General features: G+C 56.4%; 22 protein-coding genes. 11 read left to right on the top strand and 11 right to left on the bottom strand.

The features are described from left to right. The first annotated feature begins 41 nt into the window (after positions 1–41). From EH31_RS02055 to EH31_RS02040, 4 genes are all read left to right on the top strand, one after another. Positions 42–1199 (top strand): acyl-CoA dehydrogenase family protein, encoded by a 1158-nt coding sequence (locus tag EH31_RS02055; RefSeq protein WP_034957750.1) that lies wholly within the window; start codon positions 42–44, stop codon positions 1197–1199. Positions 1200–1352: 153 nt separating this feature from the next. Continuing rightward, the gene (locus tag EH31_RS02050) at positions 1353–1628 is read left to right on the top strand and encodes an FtsB family cell division protein (RefSeq protein ID WP_338390467.1); all 276 of its coding nucleotides are present in this window, start codon (positions 1353–1355) and stop codon (positions 1626–1628) included. Between the two features lie 177 nt (positions 1629–1805). Continuing rightward, the gene (gene pdhA / locus EH31_RS02045) at positions 1806–2894 is read left to right on the top strand and encodes a pyruvate dehydrogenase (acetyl-transferring) E1 component subunit alpha (RefSeq protein WP_034957748.1); all 1089 of its coding nucleotides are present in this window, start codon (positions 1806–1808) and stop codon (positions 2892–2894) included. Between the two features lie 3 nt (positions 2895–2897). Continuing rightward, positions 2898–4256, top strand: coding sequence for a pyruvate dehydrogenase complex E1 component subunit beta (locus EH31_RS02040; RefSeq protein WP_034957747.1), 1359 nt, complete (start codon positions 2898–2900; stop codon positions 4254–4256). Positions 4257–4316: 60 nt separating this feature from the next. Here EH31_RS02040 and EH31_RS02035 read toward each other — a convergent pair whose 3' ends face one another. From EH31_RS02035 to EH31_RS02025, 3 genes are read right to left on the bottom strand one after another with little or no spacing between them, the layout of a single operon-like run. Beyond that, entirely contained in the window at positions 4317–5018 is a 702-nt protein-coding gene (locus EH31_RS02035) for a TadE/TadG family type IV pilus assembly protein (RefSeq protein ID WP_051698863.1), read from the bottom strand. Then, complete coding sequence (locus EH31_RS02030; protein WP_034957746.1) at positions 5018–5614, bottom strand: TadE/TadG family type IV pilus assembly protein; 597 nt, start codon at positions 5612–5614, stop codon at positions 5018–5020. Before EH31_RS02030 ends, EH31_RS02035 begins: the two co-directional genes overlap by 1 nt. After that, positions 5614–7599, bottom strand: coding sequence for a Tad domain-containing protein (locus tag EH31_RS02025; RefSeq protein ID WP_034957745.1), 1986 nt, complete (start codon positions 7597–7599; stop codon positions 5614–5616). Before EH31_RS02025 ends, EH31_RS02030 begins: the two co-directional genes overlap by 1 nt. Positions 7600–7847: 248 nt before the next feature. Between EH31_RS02025 and EH31_RS02020 the strand changes: the two genes are divergently transcribed. Next, positions 7848–8510: a hypothetical protein gene (locus EH31_RS02020; protein ID WP_034957744.1), complete on the top strand. Its 663-nt coding sequence runs from the start codon at positions 7848–7850 to the stop codon at positions 8508–8510. Positions 8511–8552: 42 nt separating this feature from the next. Continuing rightward, on the top strand, positions 8553–9017 hold the full coding sequence (locus EH31_RS02015; RefSeq protein WP_034957743.1) for an EF-hand domain-containing protein: 465 nt from the start codon (positions 8553–8555) through the stop codon (positions 9015–9017). Here the strand turns inward: EH31_RS02015 and trmFO are convergent. Further along, positions 9014–10399, bottom strand: coding sequence for a methylenetetrahydrofolate--tRNA-(uracil(54)-C(5))-methyltransferase (FADH(2)-oxidizing) TrmFO (trmFO, locus tag EH31_RS02010; RefSeq protein WP_034957742.1), 1386 nt, complete (start codon positions 10397–10399; stop codon positions 9014–9016). The two genes, EH31_RS02015 and trmFO, sit on opposite strands and share 4 nt — an antisense overlap. 64 nt (positions 10400–10463) lie before the next feature. On the opposite strand from trmFO, the gene EH31_RS02005 reads away from it, so the two are divergent. Beyond that, a complete protein-coding gene (locus EH31_RS02005; RefSeq protein WP_034957740.1) occupies positions 10464–11114 on the top strand; it encodes a lysoplasmalogenase family protein in 651 nt (216 codons plus the stop codon). A gap of 55 nt (positions 11115–11169) precedes the next feature. Here EH31_RS02005 and EH31_RS02000 read toward each other — a convergent pair whose 3' ends face one another. From EH31_RS02000 to gyrA, 3 genes are all read right to left on the bottom strand, one after another. After that, positions 11170–12522, bottom strand: a complete 1353-nt coding sequence (locus EH31_RS02000) for a S41 family peptidase (RefSeq protein WP_081853174.1) — start codon at positions 12520–12522, stop codon at positions 11170–11172. Between the two features lie 132 nt (positions 12523–12654). Continuing rightward, the gene (locus tag EH31_RS01995; RefSeq protein ID WP_034957737.1) at positions 12655–13482 is read right to left on the bottom strand and encodes a TauD/TfdA dioxygenase family protein; all 828 of its coding nucleotides are present in this window, start codon (positions 13480–13482) and stop codon (positions 12655–12657) included. A 52-nt stretch (positions 13483–13534) separates the two neighbouring features. Beyond that, on the bottom strand, positions 13535–16309 hold the full coding sequence (gene gyrA, locus EH31_RS01990; RefSeq protein WP_034958792.1) for a DNA gyrase subunit A: 2775 nt from the start codon (positions 16307–16309) through the stop codon (positions 13535–13537). 405 nt (positions 16310–16714) lie between these two features. On the opposite strand from gyrA, the gene EH31_RS01985 reads away from it, so the two are divergent. Beyond that, positions 16715–18070, top strand: a complete 1356-nt coding sequence (locus EH31_RS01985) for a hypothetical protein (protein ID WP_034957735.1) — start codon at positions 16715–16717, stop codon at positions 18068–18070. A gap of 87 nt (positions 18071–18157) precedes the next feature. Here EH31_RS01985 and EH31_RS01980 read toward each other — a convergent pair whose 3' ends face one another. Then, complete coding sequence (locus EH31_RS01980) at positions 18158–18799, bottom strand: carbonic anhydrase (RefSeq protein ID WP_034957733.1); 642 nt, start codon at positions 18797–18799, stop codon at positions 18158–18160. Between the two features lie 268 nt (positions 18800–19067). On the opposite strand from EH31_RS01980, the gene lipA reads away from it, so the two are divergent. Together lipA and EH31_RS01970 are read left to right on the top strand one after the other, a co-directional pair. After that, positions 19068–20033 carry a lipoyl synthase gene (gene lipA, locus EH31_RS01975; RefSeq protein ID WP_034957731.1) on the top strand — a complete coding sequence of 322 codons (966 nt, stop codon included), beginning with the start codon at positions 19068–19070 and terminating at the stop codon, positions 20031–20033. Continuing rightward, complete coding sequence (locus tag EH31_RS01970; RefSeq protein WP_034957730.1) at positions 20033–20494, top strand: type II toxin-antitoxin system RatA family toxin; 462 nt, start codon at positions 20033–20035, stop codon at positions 20492–20494. The genes lipA and EH31_RS01970 overlap by 1 nt, the downstream gene beginning before the upstream one ends. On the opposite strand, the gene EH31_RS01965 is transcribed toward EH31_RS01970, so the two are convergent. Genes EH31_RS01965 through EH31_RS01955 form a run of 3 tightly spaced genes read right to left on the bottom strand, consistent with a single transcriptional unit; the run spans position 20455 to position 22746 of the window. Continuing rightward, complete coding sequence (locus EH31_RS01965) at positions 20455–20967, bottom strand: CinA family protein (RefSeq protein WP_034958789.1); 513 nt, start codon at positions 20965–20967, stop codon at positions 20455–20457. The genes EH31_RS01970 and EH31_RS01965 overlap by 40 nt on opposite strands. A gap of 7 nt (positions 20968–20974) precedes the next feature. Next, positions 20975–21580 (bottom strand): hypothetical protein, encoded by a 606-nt coding sequence (locus EH31_RS01960; RefSeq protein ID WP_034957729.1) that lies wholly within the window; start codon positions 21578–21580, stop codon positions 20975–20977. After that, positions 21577–22746, bottom strand: coding sequence for a bifunctional 2-C-methyl-D-erythritol 4-phosphate cytidylyltransferase/2-C-methyl-D-erythritol 2,4-cyclodiphosphate synthase (locus tag EH31_RS01955; protein ID WP_034957728.1), 1170 nt, complete (start codon positions 22744–22746; stop codon positions 21577–21579). The genes EH31_RS01960 and EH31_RS01955 overlap by 4 nt, the downstream gene beginning before the upstream one ends. A gap of 96 nt (positions 22747–22842) precedes the next feature. On the opposite strand from EH31_RS01955, the gene dusB reads away from it, so the two are divergent. Then, the gene (gene dusB, locus EH31_RS01950) at positions 22843–23865 is read left to right on the top strand and encodes a tRNA dihydrouridine synthase DusB (protein ID WP_034957727.1); all 1023 of its coding nucleotides are present in this window, start codon (positions 22843–22845) and stop codon (positions 23863–23865) included. The last annotated feature ends 1 nt before the right edge of the window (position 23866 follow it).

Below are 23866 nucleotides of genomic sequence, written 5' to 3'. Positions count from 1 at the left end.
GGGGCGGTAGAGCCTGACGATAGGGATTGAGATAAACGAGAATGAATGAAACCGAAGATCTGGCTGAAATCCGCCGCTCAGTGCGGGCACTGTGTGAGGGGTTTCCAGGCGAGTACTGGCGCACCAAGGACGCTGCGCGCGAATATCCGGGTGAGTTTGTCGATGCTCTGACCAAGGCGGGGTTTCTCGCCGCTCTCATCCCTGCAGAATACGGCGGAAGCGGCCTCACTTTGCATCAAGCCTGCGTCATTATGGAAGAGATTCAGGCGACCGGTTGCAACGGCAGCTCGGCCCACGCGCAAATGTACATTATGAACACGCTGCTGCGCTATGGCTCTGATGAGCAGAAAGCGCAGTATTTACCGCGTATTGCATCGGGCGATCTTAGGCTGCAGGCGTTCGGCGTGTCAGAGCCAACCAGCGGCACCGATACTCTAAGCCTCAAGACAAAAGCCGTGCGGGACGGGGATGAGTATGTCGTCTCCGGCCAAAAGATCTGGACCAGCCGCGCAGAGCATTCCGACCTTATGATGCTGTTGGCCAGAACCACGCCGCGCGATCAGGTGGAGAAAAAGACCGAGGGCCTCTCGATCTTCCTCGTCGATATGCAAGAGGCGCTTAAAAACGGGATGAGCATCAAGCCCATTCGGACCATGATGAACCATTCCTCGTGCGAGGTGTTCTTCGATGATCTGCGCATCCCGGCAAGCAGCCTTGTCGGCGAAGAGGGCAAGGGCTTTCGCTACATCCTTTCTGGCATGAACGCAGAACGCATCCTGATCGCGGCTGAGTGCATTGGCGATGCCAAGTGGTTTGTCGAGCAGGCCAAGACCTATGCCAGCGACCGCAATGTCTTTGCCCGGCCCATTGGCCAAAACCAGGGCGTCCAGTTTCCAATCGCTCGCTCTTATGCGCAAACCTGTGCAGCAGAACTCATGGTTCAGCACGCAGCCAAAGTGTATGATGAAGGCGGCAATCCGGGGGCAGAGGCCAATATGGCCAAGCTCCTGGCATCAGAGGCAAGCTGGGCCGCAGCGGATATGTGTGTTCAAACCTTTGGCGGTTTTGGCTTTGCCGAGGAATACGACGTTGAGCGCAAATTCCGCGAGGCGCGGCTCTACACGGTTGCTCCGATCTCAACCAATCTGATCCTGTCCTATCTGGCCGAACACGTTTTGGGTCTGCCGCGCTCATATTAGGGATTATTTTCGGGCAATTGGCCGTCAAAACCTTTGCCTGAACGTATTTCGCTTGCAAGCACACGTTAACTGTGATTCTGTGCGCTTGGATCAGGGACGACGAGGAGCCCTTCAGGGGATTGGGACTAAATGCGCAAACAGCCAAGAGAACATGTGAAACAAAGCTTCGCGCTTGTTTTGCTTGTCGTGCTGACAGTTGGCGCGATTGCCGGGCCAACGGGGCTTTTGGCTTGGGCTGAAAATTCCGAAGTGCTGGCCGAACGTGAGGCGCGCATTGCGATGCTCTCGGATAAGCGTGATGCGTTGAAGAACAGGGTTGACCTGCTCGACCCCAATGGCGCGGATCCGGATTTGGTTGGTGAGCTGGTTCGCAAAGACCTTGGCGTGATTCATCCAGACGAGATTGTGGTCACGCTCGAGGATGAGTGATTGATTTTGCGCTCTTTTGGTTGCGCGAAATCACAAGAATAACCTAATTGGTAATTTAATACCTATTCAGCCCTGTTGCCGTTGCGTAACCCTGTTTGTGGTGCCTATAGCCTTTTTGAGACGGTCGTTTTGGTGAAATCATCAAAACGAAGGAATTGAGAGAGAAGGGATCTCCACTTGGCCAAAAAACCAGCCGCTAAGGCCGCGAAGAAGCCGGTTGCTTCTGCCGCACCATCGGATGACACGGATTTCATCCTGCATTCGCTTCAGGAAGAGTTTGAAGAAGCAAAGCGCTTTGCCGCAACAGACGAGCAGATGCTGGAGTTTTACAAGCAGATGCTTCTCATCCGCCGGTTCGAAGAGAAAGCGGGCCAGCTTTATGGTCTCGGCCTGATTGGCGGTTTTTGCCATCTTTACATCGGACAGGAAGCGGTTGCGATTGGCCTTCAATCGGCGCTCGACAATGACCGTGACAGCGTCATCACCGGATACCGCGACCACGGCCATATGCTTGCTTACGGGATTGATCCCAAGGTTATCATGGCAGAGCTTACGGGCCGCGAAGCCGGGATTTCCAAGGGCAAGGGCGGCTCGATGCATATGTTCTCGACCGAGCATAAGTTTTACGGCGGCCACGGCATTGTGGGTGCGCAGGTCGCTCTGGGTGGGGGCCTTGCCCTTACTCACCAGTACAATGAAGACGGCGGGCTGTGCCTTGCTTACTTCGGCGATGGCGCGGCGAACCAGGGACAGGTTTACGAGACATTCAACATGGCGGCGCTTTGGAAGCTGCCAATCGTGTTCGTGGTTGAAGACAACCAATACGCGATGGGCACGTCAAGCTCACGCTCGTCTGCGGAAACCCGCTTTCACCGCCGCGGCACCGCGTTCCGCATCCCCGGAATGGATGTTAACGGCATGGACGTGCTCGAAGTACGCGCCGCAGCCGAAGTCGCCTTCAAGCACGTGCGCGAGGGCAAGGGCCCGGTCTTGATGGAGCTCAACACCTATCGTTATCGCGGACACTCTATGTCCGACCCAGCCAAGTACCGCACCCGCGACGAAGTGCAAGAACAGCGCGAGAAGCACGACCCGATTGAACGGTTGAAGAAAACTCTGATCGAGGGCGGCCATGATGAAGCGGACCTCAAGGCAATCGACAAGGATATTCGCAAGGTGGTGACCGAAGCGGCTGACTTCTCCGAAAGCTCACCCGAGCCAGCTCCAGGCGAACTCTACACCGATGTTCTGGTGGAGGAGTATTGATCCATGGCTATTGAACTCAAAATGCCTGCGCTCTCTCCTACGATGGAAGAAGGTACACTCGCCCGCTGGTTGAAATCGGAAGGCGATACGATTGAGCCCGGTGATATTATCGCTGAAATCGAAACCGACAAAGCAACGATGGAATTTGAAGCCATCGATGAGGGTGTGCTCTCGAAGATCCTTGTCGCTGAAGGCACTGAAAACGTCGCGGTTGGTACTGTCATTGCTCATATGGAAGGCGAGGGGGAAGAGGCCGCTTCGACGCCCGCTCCCACCCCTGCGCCGACAGCCGCGCCGTCACCTTCCCCGGCGCCATCGCCGGCACCACCTTCAGCGCCTGCCGTACGTGCAAGCGATCCCGCGATCCCTGAAGGCACAAGCTTCACCCCGACCACCGTCCGCGAGGCATTGCGCGATGGTATGGCCGAGGAAATGCGCGCTGACTCGCGTGTGTTCGTCATGGGTGAGGAAGTCGCCGAGTATCAGGGCGCGTATAAGGTCACGCAAGGTCTGCTCGACGAGTTTGGCCCTAAACGCGTAATCGATACGCCGATCACCGAATACGGTTTTGCCGGCATCGGTACAGGGGCTGCGATGGGCGGGCTTCGTCCTATCGTCGAGTTCATGACGTTCAACTTCGCAATGCAGGCGATTGACCACATCATCAACTCTGCGGCCAAGACCAACTATATGTCTGGTGGCCAGATGCGTTGCCCTATCGTGTTCAGGGGTCCTAACGGCGCGGCAAGCCGTGTGGGCGCTCAGCACAGCCAGAACTATGGCCCATGGTACGCCAGCGTTCCCGGCCTTATCGTGATTGCGCCCTATGATGCGTCCGATGCGAAAGGCCTGATGAAGGCCGCTATCCGTTCAGAAGACCCCGTTGTCTTCCTTGAAAACGAGCTTGTTTACGGTCGCAGCTTTGATGTGCCTGACCTTGACGATCACGTCCTGCCTATCGGTAAAGCGCGGATCATGCGTGAGGGCAAGGACGCGACCATCGTCAGTTATTCCATCGGTGTAGGGCTTGCGCTTGAAGCGGCAGAAACACTGGCGGCAGAAGGCATTGATGCAGAGGTTATCGACCTTCGCACTCTGCGCCCGCTGGACAAGGAAACCGTGCTCAAAAGCCTTGCCAAGACCAATCGTCTGGTCATCGCCGAAGAGGGTTGGCCGACGTGCTCGATCGCTTCGGAAATCACGACGATCTGTATGGAAGAAGGCTTTGACGACCTTGATGCACCCGTCACGCGCGTGTGCAACGAGGACGTGCCGCTGCCCTATGCTGCCAATCTTGAAAAGCTTGCGCTGATTGATGCGCCGCGCATCGTCGAAGCGGTCAAGAAGGTTTGCTACAAGTAGGAGCGTTTGGGAGAGGGCACGCGAGAGCTGCTCTCTCCTGAATGCTTAGGGCCCCGGCTCTTATGTAGGCCGATCCGCTGAGTATACGCTGCATGAAGAGACCGGGCTAGCCGGGTTCGTTTGGCGCAGGCCGCTCAGGTCGCGAACGTCGCGAATATTGAATGCGGCCGTGTATCTCAGCGACTGATCGCCAAAAAACTCCAATGGCGTGATCGGCTCATAGTCGTAATAGACTTCCACGAACATCACAGCGGTGTTCGGGCTCGCTTTGATTAGTGCGGAGGGGTCATCCCCCATGCCCAGAAACGACACGTCGCCCGCGCCTGTTCCCTCAGGTCCATATTTGGATTGCACAACCTTGGCGCCCCGGCAACGCTGCCATGCGATCCATTGCCCGCCGACCGAATTCTCCTGAAGGCTGGAGATGATAATGCGCCCACGTCCGAAAATGTCGAAGCGTTCACCAAGGCGTTCAGCGCCCACAAATGTGCCGTTGATGTCGTCTTCAAAAACAAGTTGAGCTGCCAGATCGCTCACCCCCACGCGCGAGGCGTTATCGGCAACCTGCATGGCAATCTGACTGATTTGCATATGAGAGACAGCGAAATAGGCGGTCTCTGTTCCCATCATTCCCATGCCCAGGACGAGCGGAGCGGCAAAGGCGAACTCGACCAAGGCTACGGCAGAGGTGTCACGGCCAAGGCCGCGCAGTTTGCTGACCGAGCCGCGCAGACGCGCGAGGGGAGATTGTTTTGCTTTCATCACGAGCAATTTCCTTGGGAGAGTACGATTACCTGTTCGGCATAGGGCTGGTTGCGCAGCACTGTGGAAGCGCTCAATTCAACTTTTTCAGGGAGCCCAGCCAATCCGGCCATGGGAAACAAACGGTCATAGCTGACGTTGACGGTGTAAAGCACTGCGTCTTTCGCTCCGCCAAGACCCGCCGTTCCGCGATTGTCGTCCCACACGCCATTGTTGTTGTAATCGATGAAGGGTTCGTTGTTGTTGCACTCTCCGTCACCGTTATCATCGGTGTATTCTTCTTCCTCGCCAATATCTTCAAACTCATAGTGAGAAAGCTTGACGAGCTCGATCTCGGCGCTGGCTGGGACCACTGATGTCACCTGATTAACCACTGCTGCGTCAACAGCGCTCTCAGTGGCGCCTGCGCTTTGCAAGGTGAGGTCGCGGCCTGCTTTTTGCATCGCGCCGTTCATCAGGGCAGAGGTGTATTGGGTATGGCCCATGTCGAAAATGCCCATGATCACCATCATGAGAACCGGCGCAACGATCGCAAATTCCACGAGCGTTGCCCCATTCTCATCAGAGCGCAGGGGTTTTTGGAGGAAGTTTGGCATTATTTCGTCAACCTCAAGTCTGCGATTTTTTCAGCGATATCCTGGAAAGCCACATTGAGCTGGGCTTCGTTCGCGGCGACATAAGAGCGTCCTGGGGTCGCACAGTTTCGCAGGTTAGCGGGGACCACCGGGTTCCCAAGGGCATCCTGGAAGGTTTCGCCAAAGGCGACCACCCACAAGGTGATGTTCTTGTTGCGCACCGCTCTACAGACAACCTGCAAGCGAGCTTCGTGACGTGCAAGAGCGGTGTCGTAGTTTCCATCAGTGGTGATTTTGCGAGCCCAGAATTCAGCGCCATAGGCCGACGCGCTTGTCACGTTTGGAGAAGCTTCGCCGTCCGTCATGAACACCAGGTGGCGCGAGATTGTCGACCCGTCGGGAGCCGCAGCGTTCTCGGATGCGAAGATCCCGTTGGGAGTGAGCAATTTCGCCCCCCAGATCATCCCGACATCAAGATAGGTCGAGCCATCTGCGATAAAGCCATTGGAGGCCTTTAGATAATCATCCAGCTCGCTGCGTGCTGAGAACTCGGCAAGCTTGCGTGCCTGTTTAGGGCATGACGTGTATGGGTTGGCGAAGTTTGACTTGGTATTGACGTCGGCCTCAACGTTATTGCCAGATCCGTTCTTTCGCTGGAACGTGGCAGTCCTGAGAACAGGGCCCCATTTCTGCTCTTCCGTTGATGGGACAAGGTCGATGTTCAAGTCAAAAGCATTGCTGGGCATCGGATCAAAAGTGCCGGTGTTTGCAGTGCGCGGCATTTCAACACAGCCATCCCACGGATGTATGACATTGGCCATGTCATTGCCGGTTGGGAGGGAGACCTGATCGTTTGTGTAAACCGAAGAAATTGGCCAAGAGACTTCGCCATAGCGGAACTCCCACGTGTAGGGAATTTCTTCGGTAATCGTGACCGTTGCAGGGGCCTCGTAAGACATGATGTTCCAGTCTAGCTCGCACCTGCGGTTGGTGTTGCTGGTCGAGCCATACCAAGTGCCTCCAGAAAGCTGTAGGCTTTTGAAGCGCGCCGGCCCTTGATAAACAGAGACCCTTGGATTGCCATCGGACTGTGACACAAGGGTGAAATCGTCGATGTCGTGCTCGATATAGTCGTCTTTGCCCGGCGGATTGTTAAAAGCAACATCCACACAAGCGCTATATGTCGGCAGGACCTGGTCGAAGGATTCATCGTCACCTGTATCGACAAAGCTTCCACTAACAGCACCGCCAGTGCGCACCACATCGACGCTAAGCTCGACCGGAGAGCTATAGTCGAGAGTGCGGATCGTCTCGCGCGATTCATATTCGTGGGTGGATTTCAGCCATTCTGGCTTCAGCAGCTTCCCGACATTGACCTGCATCGAATAGGGAACGATGCCGTAGCGGATTTGCGCTTGGGACGAGCCTGCGCCTTCAACGGTGTCATAAAAGTTGAGCACGGAGGACCGCAAAGCTGAAATCCGTGAATCAGTGCATTCAATCCAGCGGCCAGCGCTCGAACCGCAGTCTGTTCCATCAGGTCGCCAGGCCATGGACCCGGTAACGTCAAGCACCAGCATAATGTCAGTGTCAGCGATGTTGATGTCTGCCTCGCAGCCTACCTCGATTTCGAATTCGTCATAGCCAAAGGCGGCCATGATCGAGGTTGGCATAGTGCCGCTTGCGGTGCCTTCGATCTCACCTGTGTCACTTGCAATGAAATCGCGCTCCAGCTCTGTCAGCCCAAACAGACCGCTTTGATAATTGGTGTCAAAAAAGTCTTCGCCGACTTTCTTGTGGGTGTCGTTAAATTCCTCGTTATCCATGGCTCGCCGTGCTGCAAGGGCGCCGGCATCGCACGCGGCCTGAAGGCGGGTTTGGGCCATGTAGAAACGGCTGACATCGACGCCGCCGCCGACCATTGCCATGACAGGGACGAGGGACGCAGCAGAAATGGCAAGCGTGTTCGCAGTCGGATCCTTCGCCAATCTGCGAAAGAAAGACATGCTATGATCTTTTTGCTGCTTCAATTGCCGCCTCATCTGCCTACGTCCTCAGTTGGGTTTGCGCGCCTGGTTCGCGAGATTACTTTTATTGGACACGGCAATAGCGCAGGGCAGGTAAGCGGATTACGAAGTAAGGTGGTTAACAAGATATTGCTTTTACAGCCGCGCTTTAACCATTTTTGTCACCCCTGGCTTTCATCATCGTCAACTTGACAAACCAACGTTCTCACCGCCTATGCAAATGCGCAATGACCCCCATTTCAGATGACATTTTGCCCGCCGAAATACGGCTTGCACTGGCCCATACGCCGCGAGCCTACCGCGAGGCGTTAACGATTTTCTTTGACTTCGATTTGCGCCTTGGCCGGATTTTGTCAGGCACTACCGAGCCAATGCTGGGCCAAATGCGCCTCGCTTGGTGGCGCGAGACTTTGATGCGTCCAGTCGAGGAGCGCCCCAGTGGCGACGTCGTGCTGGACGCTATCGGCAAGCACTGGGTAGGCCGCGAAACCGCTCTCATTGCTCTTGTTGATTGTTGGGAGGAACTTCTGGCAGAACCGCCCCTTGGCGAGGACCATGCGCGAAGGTTTGCCCAAGGCCGCAGCCGCGCGATGGCGGCTGCATTTGGTCATCAGGGGGGTGTCAGAGGCGCTTCTGGCGTGGCCGCCTCGGCTGAGCTTTGGGCTATCGCAGACCTTGCGACTAGTGTCTCAGGACCAGATGAGCGCGAAATGCTTGTCACAGTCGGATTGAGCGGAGCAGACCGGGTGGAAAAACTGTCAGCCCCTTACAAAGGCGTGGCCATATTGGGCGCTTTGGCATTGAGATCATTAGAAAAAGGCGGCCGCCCCCTAATGGAAGGGCGCGGTGCATCAATCACTGCATTACGAGCGGCTATCTTCGGGCGCTAATCCTATGTATTCTAACCATTGTGAGACAGCGAAAGGGTCACAATGCGTCAGACTGTACTGGGAGTTTTGTTAGGACTTGTCTTTGCCGGTGTTGGGGTATTCTGGTGGCAGGGCCGCGCTCAGGTCGAGGCAAATGCGCCGCCGCCTCCTGAGCCCGAAGAGATTGTCGAAGTCGATCCGGATGCTTTGCCGGAAGGCGACCCAGGCGAAATGGTGGGACCCGCTCCGCCTGAGGCGAGCGAGTTGACCCGCGAAGAACGCCGTTTTTTCCGCTACGACCGCAACCGCGACCGCAAAATTACGCGCAATGAAATGCTTTCGAGCAGGGCAGATGCTTTTCGTAAACTTGATAAGGACGGCAACAATCTGCTGACCTTTGAGGAATGGGCGGTGCGCACCTCAGACCGCTTTGCCGAAATGGATGGCGACGGGAATCGCGAGTTGTCACAGGCCGAGTTTGCGACAAGTGCGCCCAAACCCAGCCGCAAGCCGCGCTGTAACTGTTAGGCGGGCACGGCCTCGCGCGCGCCGTTGATCCATGATGCCAGATCGGCCTTTGCGCGGGAAGTATAGGCTTCCTTGCGCTGCTTTTTCTTGACCTCATGCAAAGGCGGGAAGAGGCCGAAATTCACATTCATAGGCTGGAATGTCGCCGCATCGGCATCGCCGGTAATATGGCTCAACAGCGCACCCATCGCGGTGGTTGCCGGAAGGGATGTCCATTCTTCGCCCGCCAATTCCTTGGCTGTCATAAGGCCAGCGACAAGGCCAATCGCCGAACTTTCGACATAGCCTTCGCAACCGGTCACTTGGCCGGCAAAACGGATATGGGGCGCAGCTTTTAGTCGAAGCTGGCGGTCCAGTACCTCGGGCGAATTGAGGAAAGTGTTGCGGTGCAGGCCACCAAGCCGCGCAAACTCTGCGTTTTCCAGGCCCGGAATAGTGCGAAAAAGCTCCACCTGAGCGCCGTATTTCAGCTTGGTCTGGAAACCCACCATGTTCCAGAGCGTGCCCAGCTTATTGTCCTGACGCAGCTGCACCACGGCATAAGGCCATTTGCCTTGAGGGAATTCGTCATTGGTATCAAACGGGTTGTCGAGCCCAACGCCTTTCATTGGACCATAGCGAAGCGTTTCAACCCCGCGCTCTGCCATGACCTCGATTGGCATACAGCCATCGAAATAGGGCGTGTCCTTTTCCCATTCCTGAAACTCACCCTTTTCGCCGTCCATCAAACCTTGATGAAAAGCGAGGTACTGCTCCTTGGTCATCGGGCAATTGATGTAATCGCCGTCTTCATTGGAGGCCGCCGTTGTCTTGTTCCAGCGTGATTGGATCCAGCATTTGGACATATCAATGCTGTCGCGGTGAACGATGGGCGCGATGGCATCGAAGAAGGCGAGTCGGTCGTGGCCGGTGGTGCCGATAATGCTCTCCGCAAGACTTTGCGCGGTCAGAGGGCCTGTTGCGACAATGGTGAGGCCAGCATCCGGCAATTGATCGACCCGCTCGCGCACGATTTCCACATTGGGATGGTCGCCAAGGGCTTTCTCGACCTCCTGTGAAAACACATCTCGGTCCACCGCCATCGCGCTTCCTGCGGGTACGCGTGCGACCTCGCCTGCGCGCATGATAATGGAATCGAGCTGGCGCATCTCGTGGTGGAGCAGGCCAACCGCATTCTTGGTATCATCGTCCGAGCGGAAGGAGTTGGAGCACACCAATTCCGCAAGCCCATCGGTTTGGTGGGCGGGGGTCATCTCTCCACTTCCACGCATTTCAGAAAGACGCACTTTCACACCGCGATTGGCCAATTGCCACGCGGCCTCAGACCCGGCGAGCCCGCCGCCAATGATGTGCACATCATACGTTTTAGAAAGTGTTGTCATGGCGGGCGATCTAGCCTCGTGCTAAGCCGTCTTCAAGACTGTTCGGTGTTGGAGGAAGGGACCCATGCCCAAACGCGCGCTTGTAGAGCATCGTCCATTGCTGCTGGCCGGGGTGATTGCGGCGTTTGCCCATTACTTTTTGTCAGACAATCCGATTGGCGGGATTTGGCTGATCCTGCTCAAAGGGGCCGGGGTGGGCTCTCTGGCGATTTACGCCCTTCGCCGCGCACCGGGCCTGGATGGGTTCATCGTGGCTGCGGCTCTGGCAATTTCGGCGCTTGCGGACATGGCGTTGGAGCTTTGGTTTGAAGTGGGCGGGGGCCTTTTTGCGCTTTCGCACTGCGTTGCCATCGCGCTTTATCTGCGCAATCGGCGCGAGAACCCCTCGTTCAGTCAAAACCTCTTGGGGCTAACGCTCTTGATTGCGGTACCTGCACTTTCGTATCTGCTGAGCAATAATCCGCTTATTGCGGTTTATTCGGTTACCCTTGGCGCCATGGCAGCAGCAGCGTGGACGAGCCGGTTTCCGCGTTACCGGGTGGGGATCGGGGCTATCCTGTTTGTGATCAGCGATTGGCTGATCTTTAGCCGAATGGGACCATATGATTTGGGACAATTGCCGGACTTGGCCATTTGGCCGCTCTATTTCGCAGGACAATTGATGATCGCAACGGGAGTTGTGCAAACACTGCGCGGGGAAGAACCTGTCCCATAGGCCTTGTCGGTCCAATCACTGCATGCTCCCACCTGCTTCAAACAGTCTCGCGTTTTTACAGGCGAGAAGCGGCAATCCCAAGCAGATCAACGGCTCGATCTCGCATGGAGTCTGTTCGGTCAAGCGTGTCTGTAAGCGAGTAGGTGAGCGTGATGTCTGGCTCCACACCCTCATCAATCCCAAGCTCTGGCGCTTCCACTTCAAAGATCATCCGAGCGACAAAATACTCGACATCTTCATTGGTGGACGTGAAGCGAAGTTTGCCGTCATTAGTCGATTTTCCGCCCCCAGCAGGAGCGCCAATCAGGGTCGCGATGCCATTCGACTGTGCGATTGCAAAAAGGTGGGGGGCTGCTGAGTAGGTCATCCCGTCGATCAGAATGTAAACCTCTCCATTGTATCCTTGGCCGATCGGCTCTTGGGTGAGAAACAGGCTTTCACGCCCTCTTTTGTCAGAGTTCGCAGAATAAAATTTGAATGGCTGATCGGTCAGATGACGCAGTATATAGCTCCCCGCATTGCCTGACCCGCCAAGGACGCCACGCATATCAATTAGCAATCCACTGCGATCATTGGTGGTCAAATCTTCCATGACCTCCGCCCACCACGCCACAAAACGGTCGGCCCGCTCTCCGCCGTAATAGTCCAAGCGGTTAAGGGTCGCGATCCCGATATTGCGCGTCTCGTCGCGCTCGTAGCAAAGCTCCTCTTGGCACGGATCAAGCGGGCTAAGTACGGGGTCGGAAGCAAACTCATTGAGCGGTTTCAGCGTCAACGGCTTTGCTTGCCCGCGCAAGGTGACGGCATATCGCTCCGGAAATTCGAGCGCATACGTAAGATATGCGGTTGCGTAAACGTTGGTAGCCAGATCCTTGGCAGTGGGAAGATGGACGTCTGCTGTGATCCGAGCGAATATGGTCTCTCGTAGTTGGGGAACCGATATGCCGTTGATTGCGACGATCTCTTGCCCTTTTGACAGGCTGTCTGAATTGGTCATCGGATCGGTCACGTAAAGGCGCCCTGCGTGAAAGCGCACTTTCGCCGGGAAGCGCTGCGTGATGGAGATTTCCTGATTTTGCTGGTTGAAGAAGGGCAGCGCGCTGTGCCCGCATCCGATAGAGGCGATCACATGGGACATCGCCCATAGGAAATCGGCGCGGGTCGAGTTTTCGGTAAGCTGGGCGACTTCGCGCTCGATAAGGGCGTCGAAATCGGTCTCGGTAATAACGCGGAACGGGCGGGGATGCTCTGCTTTAATGCGTGCACCAAGCTCTCTCAGGTCAGCGTGGTAGCCAGCAATTCTGGCCGGTGATGGCTTGGATACGGCTTCGTCGTTTTGCTGCGCAGACAATTGTCCCGGCATTGTTGAGAAAGCCAACAGGCTCGCGGCAAAGGCGTATCGTAGCATGGAAAAGCCCCTCCTTCGGCTTTACGTTTATGGTTGTAGTTGCAAAACGGAGTACGGCAAGCAGTCCGTATTCTACCAATTGCGCTATTGTACTGACAAACGGCATAGCGCGTTTACAAAGAAGGCGTTGAATTAGGCCGCAATGGTGGTGCGGTGGAGCTCGCGCCGGTGCCCTTCATAACCGCCGGTTGCCTTGTGATTAAGGCATCGATTGTCCCACATGACCAGTATACCGGGCTCCCATTTGTGGCGGTAGTGAAAGCGTTCTTGATCGCACCATTGGTGGAGATCGAGGAGGAGCGCCATCGCGGCCTGTTCGTCCATACCTTCGAACCCGATGGTATAGCTGATCGAGCAAAAAAGCACTTCCTCGCCCGTTTCAGGATGGGGCTTGATGAGGGGGTGGGTATATGTTGCCATGGCCGCTTTGCCGGGACGAATCGCCATGCTGCGGCCCTTGTCACTGTCACCATAAAGACCGTCGGGCGCATAACCACGGCGCGCGGAATGGATCGCCTTGATCTGGCGCAGCTCGTCCTTGCGAGCCTCTGGCATCGCCGCAAAGGCTGCCGCCTGATCGCAAAACATCGTGTCGCCGCCAACGGGCGGAATTTCGACCGCCATCAGGCAAGTCGCCTTGGGAGGGTGCTCCATAAAGCTCCAGTCCGAATGCCATTGTTCGGCAAATAACGGGCTGGTTTCATCGGCTTCACGCTGAATGGCGGCGATGTTTTTGCGCCCGTCGATAGGGTCGAAAAAAGGGTCTTCGCCAAAGTCACCCATCGCAAGGCTGAACCTCTCAAGCGCATCATCGTCCATCCGCTGACCCGCAAAGGCAAGAACCTTATGCTTCAGCCACGCCTTGTGAATGTCGGCCATAAGCGCTGGCGTTAGTTCGCCTGCCAAGTCGACGCCTCGCACGGTCGCACCGCAGGCTTGCCCTGATGGTTGAATTTCCAAATGCCCTCTCCCTCAGCGGCAAGGCTAAGGGGAGGAAGCGTTCGGTGCAAGGTTACTCGGTTTCGGTCGGACCTTCAGGAGAGGTTTCATCCCCGCCGCCACGCCGTTCAACCATTTCCTCAACGATCACTTCTTCAGCCTCGTTTTCAGGCTCTTCGGTCTCATCGATCTTGACCGCCGAGACGACATGCTCGTTCTTGCCGACATTGAAGAGACGCACACCGGCCGTGTTGCGACCAAGAATGCGCAAGGATTCCAGTCCCATGCGGATAAGTTTCGCCTGATCGGTGACGAGCATCAGCTGATCGCCTTTGCTAACCACAAAGCTTGCGACTACAGGGCCGTTGCGTTCGATATTGTCGATGTTCACGACACCTTGACCACCCCGGCCCGTCTTGCGGTATTCGTAAGAGCTTGAGACCTTGCCATAGCCATTGGCGCATACGGTGAGGATGAATTGCTCCTTCTCCTCAAGCTCCGCAAAGCGTTCCGGCGTCATGTCAGGCTCGCCCTCTTTATCGCCCTTGTATGGGGCGTATTTGAGGTATTGCTCGCGTTCTTCAGGAGTGGTGCCGGTTGCGACGAGGGTCGAAAGCGAGACGACTTCATTGTCATCGGCCAGCTTCATGCCGCGCACACCGGTCGAGGTGCGAGAGGTGAACTCGCGCACATCTTCGGCGGCAAAGCGGATCGCCTTGCCGGTTTTGGATGCGAGCATCACATCATCGCCGTTCTCGACAAGGCGCACACCGATCAAGCGGTCTTCGCTATCCTCGTCAAAGCGCATGGCGAATTTACCGTTTGATGGAATGTTGCTGAACGCGTCCATGGAGTTGCGGCGCACATTGCCCTTGGCGGTTGCAAAGACCACGGACAGCGCGCCCCAAGTCTCTTCATCTTCGGGAAGGGGCAGAACGGTTTGAATTGTCTCCCCGTCGTCCAAGGCGGGCAGCAGGTTTACGATAGGACGTCCGCGGGTGGTTGGACCACCTTCAGGCAGTTTCCACACCTTGATCCGGTACACCTTGCCAGCGGTGGAGAAGAACAGCACCGGATTGTGCGTCGATGTGACGAACATTTCGGCGATTGCATCTTCGTCCTTGGTCGACATGCCAGCGCGGCCCTTGCCGCCGCGATTTTGCGCGCGGAAAGTGCTGAGCGGCGTGCGCTTGATGTAACCATCCAGAGTGACCGTCACGACCATGTCGTCGCGCTCAATAAGATCTTCGTCGTCAAGCCCGTCCCACGCAGGCGCAATCTCGGACACCCGCGGCGTCGCATAAGTGGCGCGGATCTCTTCCAGCTCTTCGCGCATAACTTCGTAAAGCTTCACCCGGTCACCAAGGATCGCGAGGTATTCTTCGATCCGGTCGGCCAGTTCCTTAAGCTCATCACCGATTTCATCGCGGCCAAGCGCGGTCAGGCGGTGGAGACGCAGGTCGAGGATGGCTTTCACCTGGCGCACTGACAGGCGATAAGTGCCGCCTTCCTGGTCAGCGGACGGCTCAATCGCCTCAACCAGGCGGATATATTGCGCAATATCGCCAATCGGCCATTCCTTGGCGAGCAGGCGCTGACGCGCGGTCGCCGGGTTTGGCGCGCCGCGAATGATCGCCACGATTTCGTCAAGGTTGGAAACCGCAACCACAAGGCCGAGCAAAATGTGCGCACGTTCACGGGCACGGTTAAGCTCAAACTTGGTGCGGCGTGTGATGACCTCTTCACGGAATTGAATGAACGCCTGAATGAAGTCGCGCAGCATCAGCGTTTCAGGACGCCCACCGCGAATGGCCAGCATGTTTGCCGGGAAAGAGCTTTGCGCAGGGGTGTGACGCCAGATCTGGTTCAACACCACCTCAGCGGTCGCATCGCGTTTAAGGTCGATGACCACGCGTACGCCATTGCGCGAACTTTCATCGCGAATGTCGGAAATGCCCTCGATCCGCTTTTCCTTGGCGGCGTCCGCGATCTTTTCGACCAGACCCGCTTTACCCACCTGATAAGGGATGGAGGTGAAGACGATGCTTTCCCGGTCGCCTTTGCGTGTCTCAATCTCGTGGCGGCACCGCATCAGGATAGAGCCGCGACCCGTCGTATAGGCCGACTTCGCGCCGCTTGTCCCAAGGATCAACGGGGCCGTCGGGAAATCGGGGCCGGGAATATATTCGATCAACTCTTCTGAAGTGATCGCGGGATTGTCCATAAAGGCAAAGCAGCCGTCGATCACCTCGCCAAGGTTGTGGGGCGGCACATTGGTCGCCATACCCACCGCAATACCGCCTGCGCCATTAACAAGCAGGTTGGGGAAACGAGCAGGCAGGACCGATGGCTCTTTCTTACGGCCATCGTAGTTGTCGACGAAATCAATCGTGTCCTTATCAAGATCATCAAGCAGCGTATCAGCCACCCGGGCAAGCCGCGCTTCTGTATAACGCATGGATGCGGGTGGATCGGGGTCCATCGAACCAAAATTGCCCTGACCATCGATCAAAGGCACTCGCATCGACCAGTCTTGCGTCAGACGGGCAAGGGCGTCGTAAATCGCGCTGTCGCCATGGGGGTGGTAATCGCCCATCACATCGCCGACGATCTTTGCGCTTTTCACATAAGGGCGCCCGGCAACGAAATTGCCAACCTTTGAAGCGTACAAAATCCGGCGGTGCACCGGTTTCAATCCATCGCGCACATCGGGAAGAGCACGGCTGACGATCACGCTCATCGCGTAATCGAGATAGCTCGTTTTCATCTCATCGACGATGTCGATGCGCTCATACACTCCTGCGGGAGACGCTGGAGGGGTGTCGATAATGTCGTTTTCGTCACTCAAAGCTGATGAGCCTTTTTGTTTACTTACAATGATAAAATCCGGAAGTTCCAATGTAGGCGTTCATTGCCCCTTCCGCCACATGCACAAGCCGCCATTGCAGCGACATTCGACCTTTTTCCACACTTGGTTTGGCGAATGGGACCAGGCAGCCCTCAATCGGGCAAAAACGGGTTGCGTGGACGCCTACCGGGAGGGTGTAACATTTGGTAAAAGGTGCGTTAGGCCATTGGCTCAAGGCATCCCCATTCAAACGCCATTCAGCCCATTTCAGCTAGTTCGAAATTGCAAATATGTTCGCGCTCGTCCATTGGCCGGTGCAGGGCGATTTACACGCTGAAACAATTCCAGTCCGCACCCCATTGCAGTTTTGCGGACCCATCAATGACTTTTTGGAGTGCACTACGAATGATTACGCTTCTCTCACGCAAACGCACCTCATCGCTTGCTCTTGCTATTGCATTGGCAACAGGCGGCGCGGTTGTAGCAACAGCCGTTTACCCGACTGAGGCAGCGGCGCAGCGCAAAAAGAAGAAGGACGAAAACGACGGCGGTGGCTATTCTGCGGAATTCCGCGAAGTTTACGTCCCTCTTGATGAACTGCTCAAGAGCGAGAACCCCGATCTTACCGGCTTGAAGAACAAGCTTGAAAACCTTGCTGGCTTCCTGAACTCGAGCGATGAGAAGCTTGCTGGCGGGCAGATGATCTACAATTCTGGGACGCAATTGCAGGATCAAGCGCTGCAATTGCGCGGTATGGAATTCATGATTGCGAGCGGAAAGCTTCCGCCTGAAAATCTGGGCCGCTATAACTTCATCGCCTATCAGATTGCGAACCAGTTGGGCCAACTGCCCAAGTCGCGCACTTATCTTCAGGCTGCGATGGACAATAATTTCACCGCTGAAGGCGTTACGGCATCTGGTTTGCGCGTCGCGATGATGGAAAGCTTCTTTTCGGGCGGTGAGTATAGCGCCGGTTTCGACTATCTGACCCAGGCAATCGAGGCGCAAAAGGCACAAGGTCAACCAGTCGACGAAACATGGTATCGCCGCGGGCTTACTGTGGCTTATGAAAACGAGCTGTCACCGCAGGTTTATGAAGTCGCGGCAATGTGGCTTAATGATTATCCAAGCTCCACAAACTGGCGCGATACGATCAACATCGCCCGTAACCTCAATGATTTCCAGCCCGCTGAAATGTTGGACCTGTTCCGCCTTTCACGCAGCGCTGGCGCGCTGATTGATCCAGCGGACTACGATTATTACGTCGAAGTCGCAGATGCTCGTCGCCTCCCAAGCGAGGTAAAAACGGTCATTGAAGAGGGCAAGGCATCTGGCGTGGTGAAGGAAAACAACCTTTACCTTGCCGAGGCCCTGGACATTGCCAATAGCCGTATCGCGGCTGACCGGGCTGATCTGCCTGCTCTTGAGCGCGATGCCAAGGCGTCTGGTGCCGGTCTTCGCACGATTGTTGCAGCGGGCGATGCCTTCCTCAGCTATGGTCAATACGCCAAGGCAGCAGGCTTTTATGAGCGTGCTTTGACTATGCCTGGGGTTGAAACCAATGAAGAGCTGACGCGCCTTGCTATCGCTCAGGCTGGCATGGGTGATTACACCGCTGCTCGCACGACGCTTGCCCGCGTTTCGGGCACTCGCGCTCCGATCGCGATGCTTTGGATGGCTTTTATCGACCAAGAAGCGGCAAAATCAGGCGCAGCACCTGCTGTCATGCCGTCGGCTGCACCGGCGACCGCAAGCGAATAAACACGGGCTAGGCTAACAATAAAAAGGGGCGCTTGGGTTTCATGCCAAGCGCCCCTTTCTTATTTGTGGTTCGCGGTTGGTCCCAACCTAATCCTCGGGGAGAAACTCGCCTGTCTCTTCATCGAGCGAATAGAGTACCCCTTCGACAATCGAGAAGTGTGCGCCGCGCAGCTTAAGCTCACCTGCGGCCTCTTTTTCTGCCACCCAAGGGAAGGTCCGAAGGTTTTTGAGGCTGGCGCGAATAGCGGCAAACTCCATCGCGAGTTCAGCCTTTCGACCTGTTGTCCCGTGTTTGCGGGCAACAGGTTCACGCGCTTCCTTCAGAAGGCTTACCCATTTGGCGACAAATGCACCTTCGCCCGGATCTGCCTCATCAAACGATTGCGCCAAAGCCGCCTTGCACCCACCGCATCTGCCGTGGCCCATGACCAATATCTGGCGCACCCCCAGCATTTGCACCGCAAATTCGACAGCGGCTGATACACCGTGCTGTCCCGGCGATGTTTCAAACGGTGGAACCAGCGCTGCGACATTGCGGACAACGAAGATATCTCCGGGGTCAACGTCAAATATCTGCGCAGGGTCCACCCGGCTGTCCGAACAAGCGATAATCATCAACTTGGGGTGCTGACCCTCGGCGACGGTTTCATCAAAACGTGCTTTTTGACGAGGATATGTGTCCTCTCGAAACCGGCGATAACCTTTTAGCAGCTCGGTATACTCCGGCACGTCCCAATCCTTCCCAAATGCGCAGGACGCCGGCTCATTTGAACCGTTCGCCCCGAGAACCCTGAACACTCCATGCTCAGGATATCGTGCGGGTTTGTAAGCATAGGTGGAAGCTCTTGGGCAAGAGCCTTGAGCCCTTATCCTCCGCTTACACACCCGATCACGCACGATCGGGCGGCATCGCGAGTTCTGCAATTTGGGTATAGGCCGCGCGGCCTACGGCTCACTCGGCTTGCAGGCGAGGGGTAAGGTGCCTAAATGAGCGGCCATGAATGACCTTTCAAACGCTCCCGAAGGCGAACGCCCCCAAGAACGAACGGCGCGTCAGCGCAAACCTGACTGGATTCGCGTCCGTGCTCCGGTGAGCAAGGGCTACCATGAGACGCGTAAGCTGATGCGTGAGCTTAATCTCAATACAGTGTGCGAAGAGGCTGCGTGTCCCAATATCGGGGAATGTTGGTCCAAGAAGCACGCAACCGTGATGATTTTGGGCGACGTGTGCACACGGGCCTGTGCGTTCTGTAATGTTAAGACCGGAATGCCGCGCGCGGTTGATCCGATGGAGCCTGAGAACACAGCCGTTGCTGCTGCGAAAATGGGGCTTGAACACATCGTCATCACCAGCGTTGACCGCGATGATCTGCCCGACGGCGGGGCAGGGCAGTTTGTAAAGGTCATCGAGGCGCTTCGCCGCAACACACCCTCCACGACGATCGAGATTCTGACGCCCGATTTTCGCGGTAAAATGCGCGCAGCGGTGGAGGCGATCTGCGAGGCTGGTCCTGACGTTTACAATCACAATCTCGAAACGGTCCCGCGCCTTTATCCGACCATTCGACCCGGTGCGCGCTACTATTCATCGCTCCGCTTGCTCGAAGAGGTGAAGTCGCACAATCCATTGATCTTTACCAAATCCGGCATCATGCTTGGCCTTGGCGAAGAGCGGTTGGAAGTACACCAGGTGATGGACGACATGCGCTCTGCCGAAGTCGATTTCATCACGATGGGTCAATATCTTCAACCCACGCCCAAGCACGCCAAGGTTGAAGAGTTCGTGACGCCCAAAACGTTCAAAGCCTATGGCACAATCGGCCGTGCCAAAGGCTTCCTTCAGGTCGCCTCCAGCCCGCTTACCCGGTCAAGCTACCATGCTGGCGATGATTTTGCGGTTATGAAAAAGGCGCGAGAAGAAAAGCTGCTCAAATCGCGCAAGCCGGACCGTATCGCTCTTTGATGGTTGGAATTCGCGAAACCCGCAGGCTGCCTTACAGCGCTGAACAGATGTTCGACCTTGTCGCGGACGTGGCGAAGTATCGCGAGTTTTTGCCGTGGGTGATCGCCACAAGAGTGCGCTCTGATAGCGACACCGAAATGCTGGCCGATATGGTCGTGGGATTTAAGTCCATTCGCGAGACCTTTACCTCGCGCGTGATGAAGACGAGGCCCTCGCAAATTGCAGTGCATTATGTCGATGGACCTTTGTCCGATCTCGACAATGTGTGGACCTTTCGCGCAATCGACGACACCTCTTGCGAGATCGATTTTGCTGTCGATTTTGAGTTTAAAAACCGCGTTTTTCAGGCGATCGCAGGCCAATATTTCGACCGTGCCTTTCGCAAGATGGTGGCCGCCTTTGAAATGCGTGCGGGCGAACTCTACGGCAATAACAGCTCAAGCGCACACAATGTCGCCTGACGCCTGATCGCAGCGCGCCCGCCTGGGCCATCGCCGCCTTCAAAATGCTTAAGTTCACCCTCAGGCTCACCTTTTTGATTGCGGTAAACGCGCGCAAACACCACCGTTCCCACAGGCTTTAACTGTGTGCCGCCGCCGGGCCCTGCCACACCGCTAACTGCGACGGCAACGTCAGCATTCGAGCGCTCCAGCGCGCCTTGCGCCATGGACCAGACGCACGCGATCGACACCGCGCCAAAGGTCTCGATGATGTCTTGTGCAACCCCGAGCATTTCCATCTTCGCATCGTTCGAATAGGTCACAAAGCCCCGATCAAGCACAACTGATGAGCCTGCAATCTCGGTAATTGCACCGGCGACAAGGCCGCCCGTGCAGCTTTCTGCGGTTACGACCATGCGACCCGCCTTCGCGTTTTCTTCGACTACGCGCGCGGCAAGTTCGCTGATCTCGTCTTCAAGCAGGTAATTGCTCATTATCTGCTCACTGACCGGCCGGCGGGACAGGAGCGTAATAAACGGGCGGCGGTGAACCGGGCGACGTTGCCACACCGCAGATTTTTGGATCGTCAAGCTTCGCCTGCTTGGCAAGAAACACTGTGAGGCCCGAGATATTCTCAGGCGGCAATGGCGCGATAAGTTCCATGGCCTCGGCGACATCTGAACAGGTGCTCACCTTGATTTCTTTTGCAATCCGTTCCGTGACCATCTGACCAATGATAACATCAACGATGGGACGCAGCGAGTCTTCCGGCATCATCGCAATCGCCGATGCCATAGCATCCTCGCCGCCGTTCTTTTCGCCTTGCTGAGCCATAAAGACTTTCAAAAGGCGCAAAGTGCCCGGCCATGCGTCGTCTTGACGCTCGCGGAATTGGTCGAGGAAGGCGTCCGCTTCATTCGTCATGAAATCGCTCTTTGCAAAAATGGCAGAGCACGGCGCTTCAACCGCTTCGTAAAGCATTGGCATGGCGTAAGTGATCGTGTCGCCCAGATCGGCAGGTTCGACGCAGGCTTGTTGTGCTGCGAGGGCCTGTCCAGAGGCAAGCGCGGTGATAGCCAGGGCAGCGCTGGCAATCTTGGTTTTCATGATGTTTTCTCCAATAGGAATAACGACACTATGGCCTGCGCAGCGATCCCTTCGCCGCGCCCGGTAAAGCCGAGCTTTTCTGTGGTGGTTGCTTTGATACTAACCGCGTCTTCGCCAAGCCTTGTCAGGCGCGCAACCTCAGCGCGCATAGCAGGGCGGTGCGGGCCGATTTTCGGGGCCTCGCAAATGAGGGTGAGGTCGATATTGCCAAGCGCATATCCTTTTTGCGCGGCGAGCTTCACCGCGTGTTCCAGGAATTGACCGGAACGCGCGCCTTTCCATTGCGGATCGCTGGGCGGGAAATGTGTCCCGATGTCGCCGTCGCCAACCGCGCCAAGAACCGCGTCAGTGATCGCGTGGAGCGCCACATCGGCATCGGAATGCCCCGCAAGCCCGTGAGTGTGCTCAAGTTTGATCCCGCAAAGCCAAAGCTCCTCGCCTTCTTGAAGGCGGTGGACATCATATCCTTGGCCGACACGCATTGGCGGCATCGTAAGGGCGCTCATAAGGTCTTCCGCAAAAGTGATTTTCTTTAGTCGCTCATCCCCTTGGACAAGCGCGACTGAACCTGCGCTTGCTGCAAGCACTTGAGCATCGTCGCCCGCATCGTTTGTCCCGGCCCATTGCCTGTGCGCGGCAAGAATATCGGCAAAGCGGAACGCTTGCGGTGTTTGAACCCGGCGCAAGGTTTCGCGGCTAGCCGAACCTGCCATTGTCTCGTCCGCGCTCGCCACAGCAAGGCTATCGACCACGGGCAGCGTGGGGATCGCGCCAGAGTGATGATCGAGCGCATCAAGCAGCCGTTCAATCACGGCGAAAGGCAAATCAGGGCGCGCGGCATCGTGGATAAGCACCCTATCAGGCACGTCGCCAGCCATCGCCTCAAGCCCAGCGCGCACCGATTCCTGCCGTGTCGCACCGCCTTTGACGAGGCTATATCCATCCAGCCCTGCCAAAGCCGCCCTGGCGTCTTCTTCTGCGCCATCTGCAATTACGACGATCAAAGGCGCAGCGCCTGCATCAAGCAAAGCCTTGGCCGAGTGCCGGATTACCGGCTTTCCGCAGAAATCGCGAAACTGTTTGGGGGTGTCGCCGCCCGCTCTCAATCCTTTGCCAGCGGCAACGATGAGCGCTCCAAATAGGGGGAGGGGCGGGGTACTGACCATACACTCGCAGCGCTTAAGGTCTGGACGCCTCTTTAGCAATCCACTATGCGCTGCACAAAATTTAAGCACCCCTATCGAGCGGCACCCGTTACAGCCATGTCAAACATTCCAGCACCTCCTCCTCAAAAGCCGATCCACATCGGTCCTGTGACAATTGATGAGCCGGTCCTGCTCGCGCCGATGACGGGTGTGACGGATATGCCGTTTCGCACGCTTGTGCGGCGCTATGGGTCAGGCCTGAATGTGACAGAAATGGTCGCAAGTGAAGCGGCCATTCGTGAGACGCGCCAATCGCTGCAAAAAACGGAATGGGATAAAACCGAAGAGCCCGTTTCGATGCAGCTTGTGGGATGTGACCCTGCCTCAATGGGTGAGGCGGCAAAGCTGCAAGAGGGCAATGGCGCGGCGATCATCGATATCAACTTTGGATGCCCGGTGCGCAAAGTTGTGGGGCAGCTTGCCGGCTCTGCTTTGATGCGCGAAGTGCCTACTGCGACAAAGCTTATGGAAGCCACCGTTAAGGCGGTAAATGTGCCGGTTACGGTCAAAATGCGCATGGGCTGGGACCATCAAAGCCTTAATGCGCCGGAAATGGCCCGCATTGCCGAGGATTTGGGCGTCAAGATGATCACGGTCCATGGCCGCACCCGCAACCAAATGTATAAAGGCAGTGCCGACTGGTCCTTTATCCGCAAGGTGAAAGAGGCGGTGTCCATCCCGGTCATCGTGAACGGCGATATTTGCACGATCAATGATGCGGCAAAAGCGCTGGAACAATCGGGCGCCGATGGTCTGATGATCGGGCGGGGCGCTTATGGCAAACCATGGCTTTTGGGTCAGGTAATGCACTGGTGGCGCACCGGCGAGGTGATCCCCACGCCCAGTTTTGATGAGCAATACAGCGTTCTGGTTGAGCATTATCACCGGATGCTTGACCACTATGGCCGCGATGTCGGCACAAAAATCGCGCGCAAGCACCTGGGTTGGTACACCAAAGGGATGCACGGCTCTGCCGACTTCCGCAACAAGGCCAATTTCATCGACAATCCCGACGAAGTGCTAGGCGAGATTGAGCGGTTTTTTGAGCCGTTCCTTGGCCGCACTGCCAAAGCCGCTTGAT

It is taken from the genome of Erythrobacter longus, from assembly GCF_000715015.1.
GTDB classification, from domain to species: Bacteria; Pseudomonadota; Alphaproteobacteria; order Sphingomonadales; family Sphingomonadaceae; genus Erythrobacter; species Erythrobacter longus.
The sequence above is the reverse complement of the archived record's forward strand: the minus strand, read 5'-3'. Positions and strand labels throughout refer to the sequence as shown.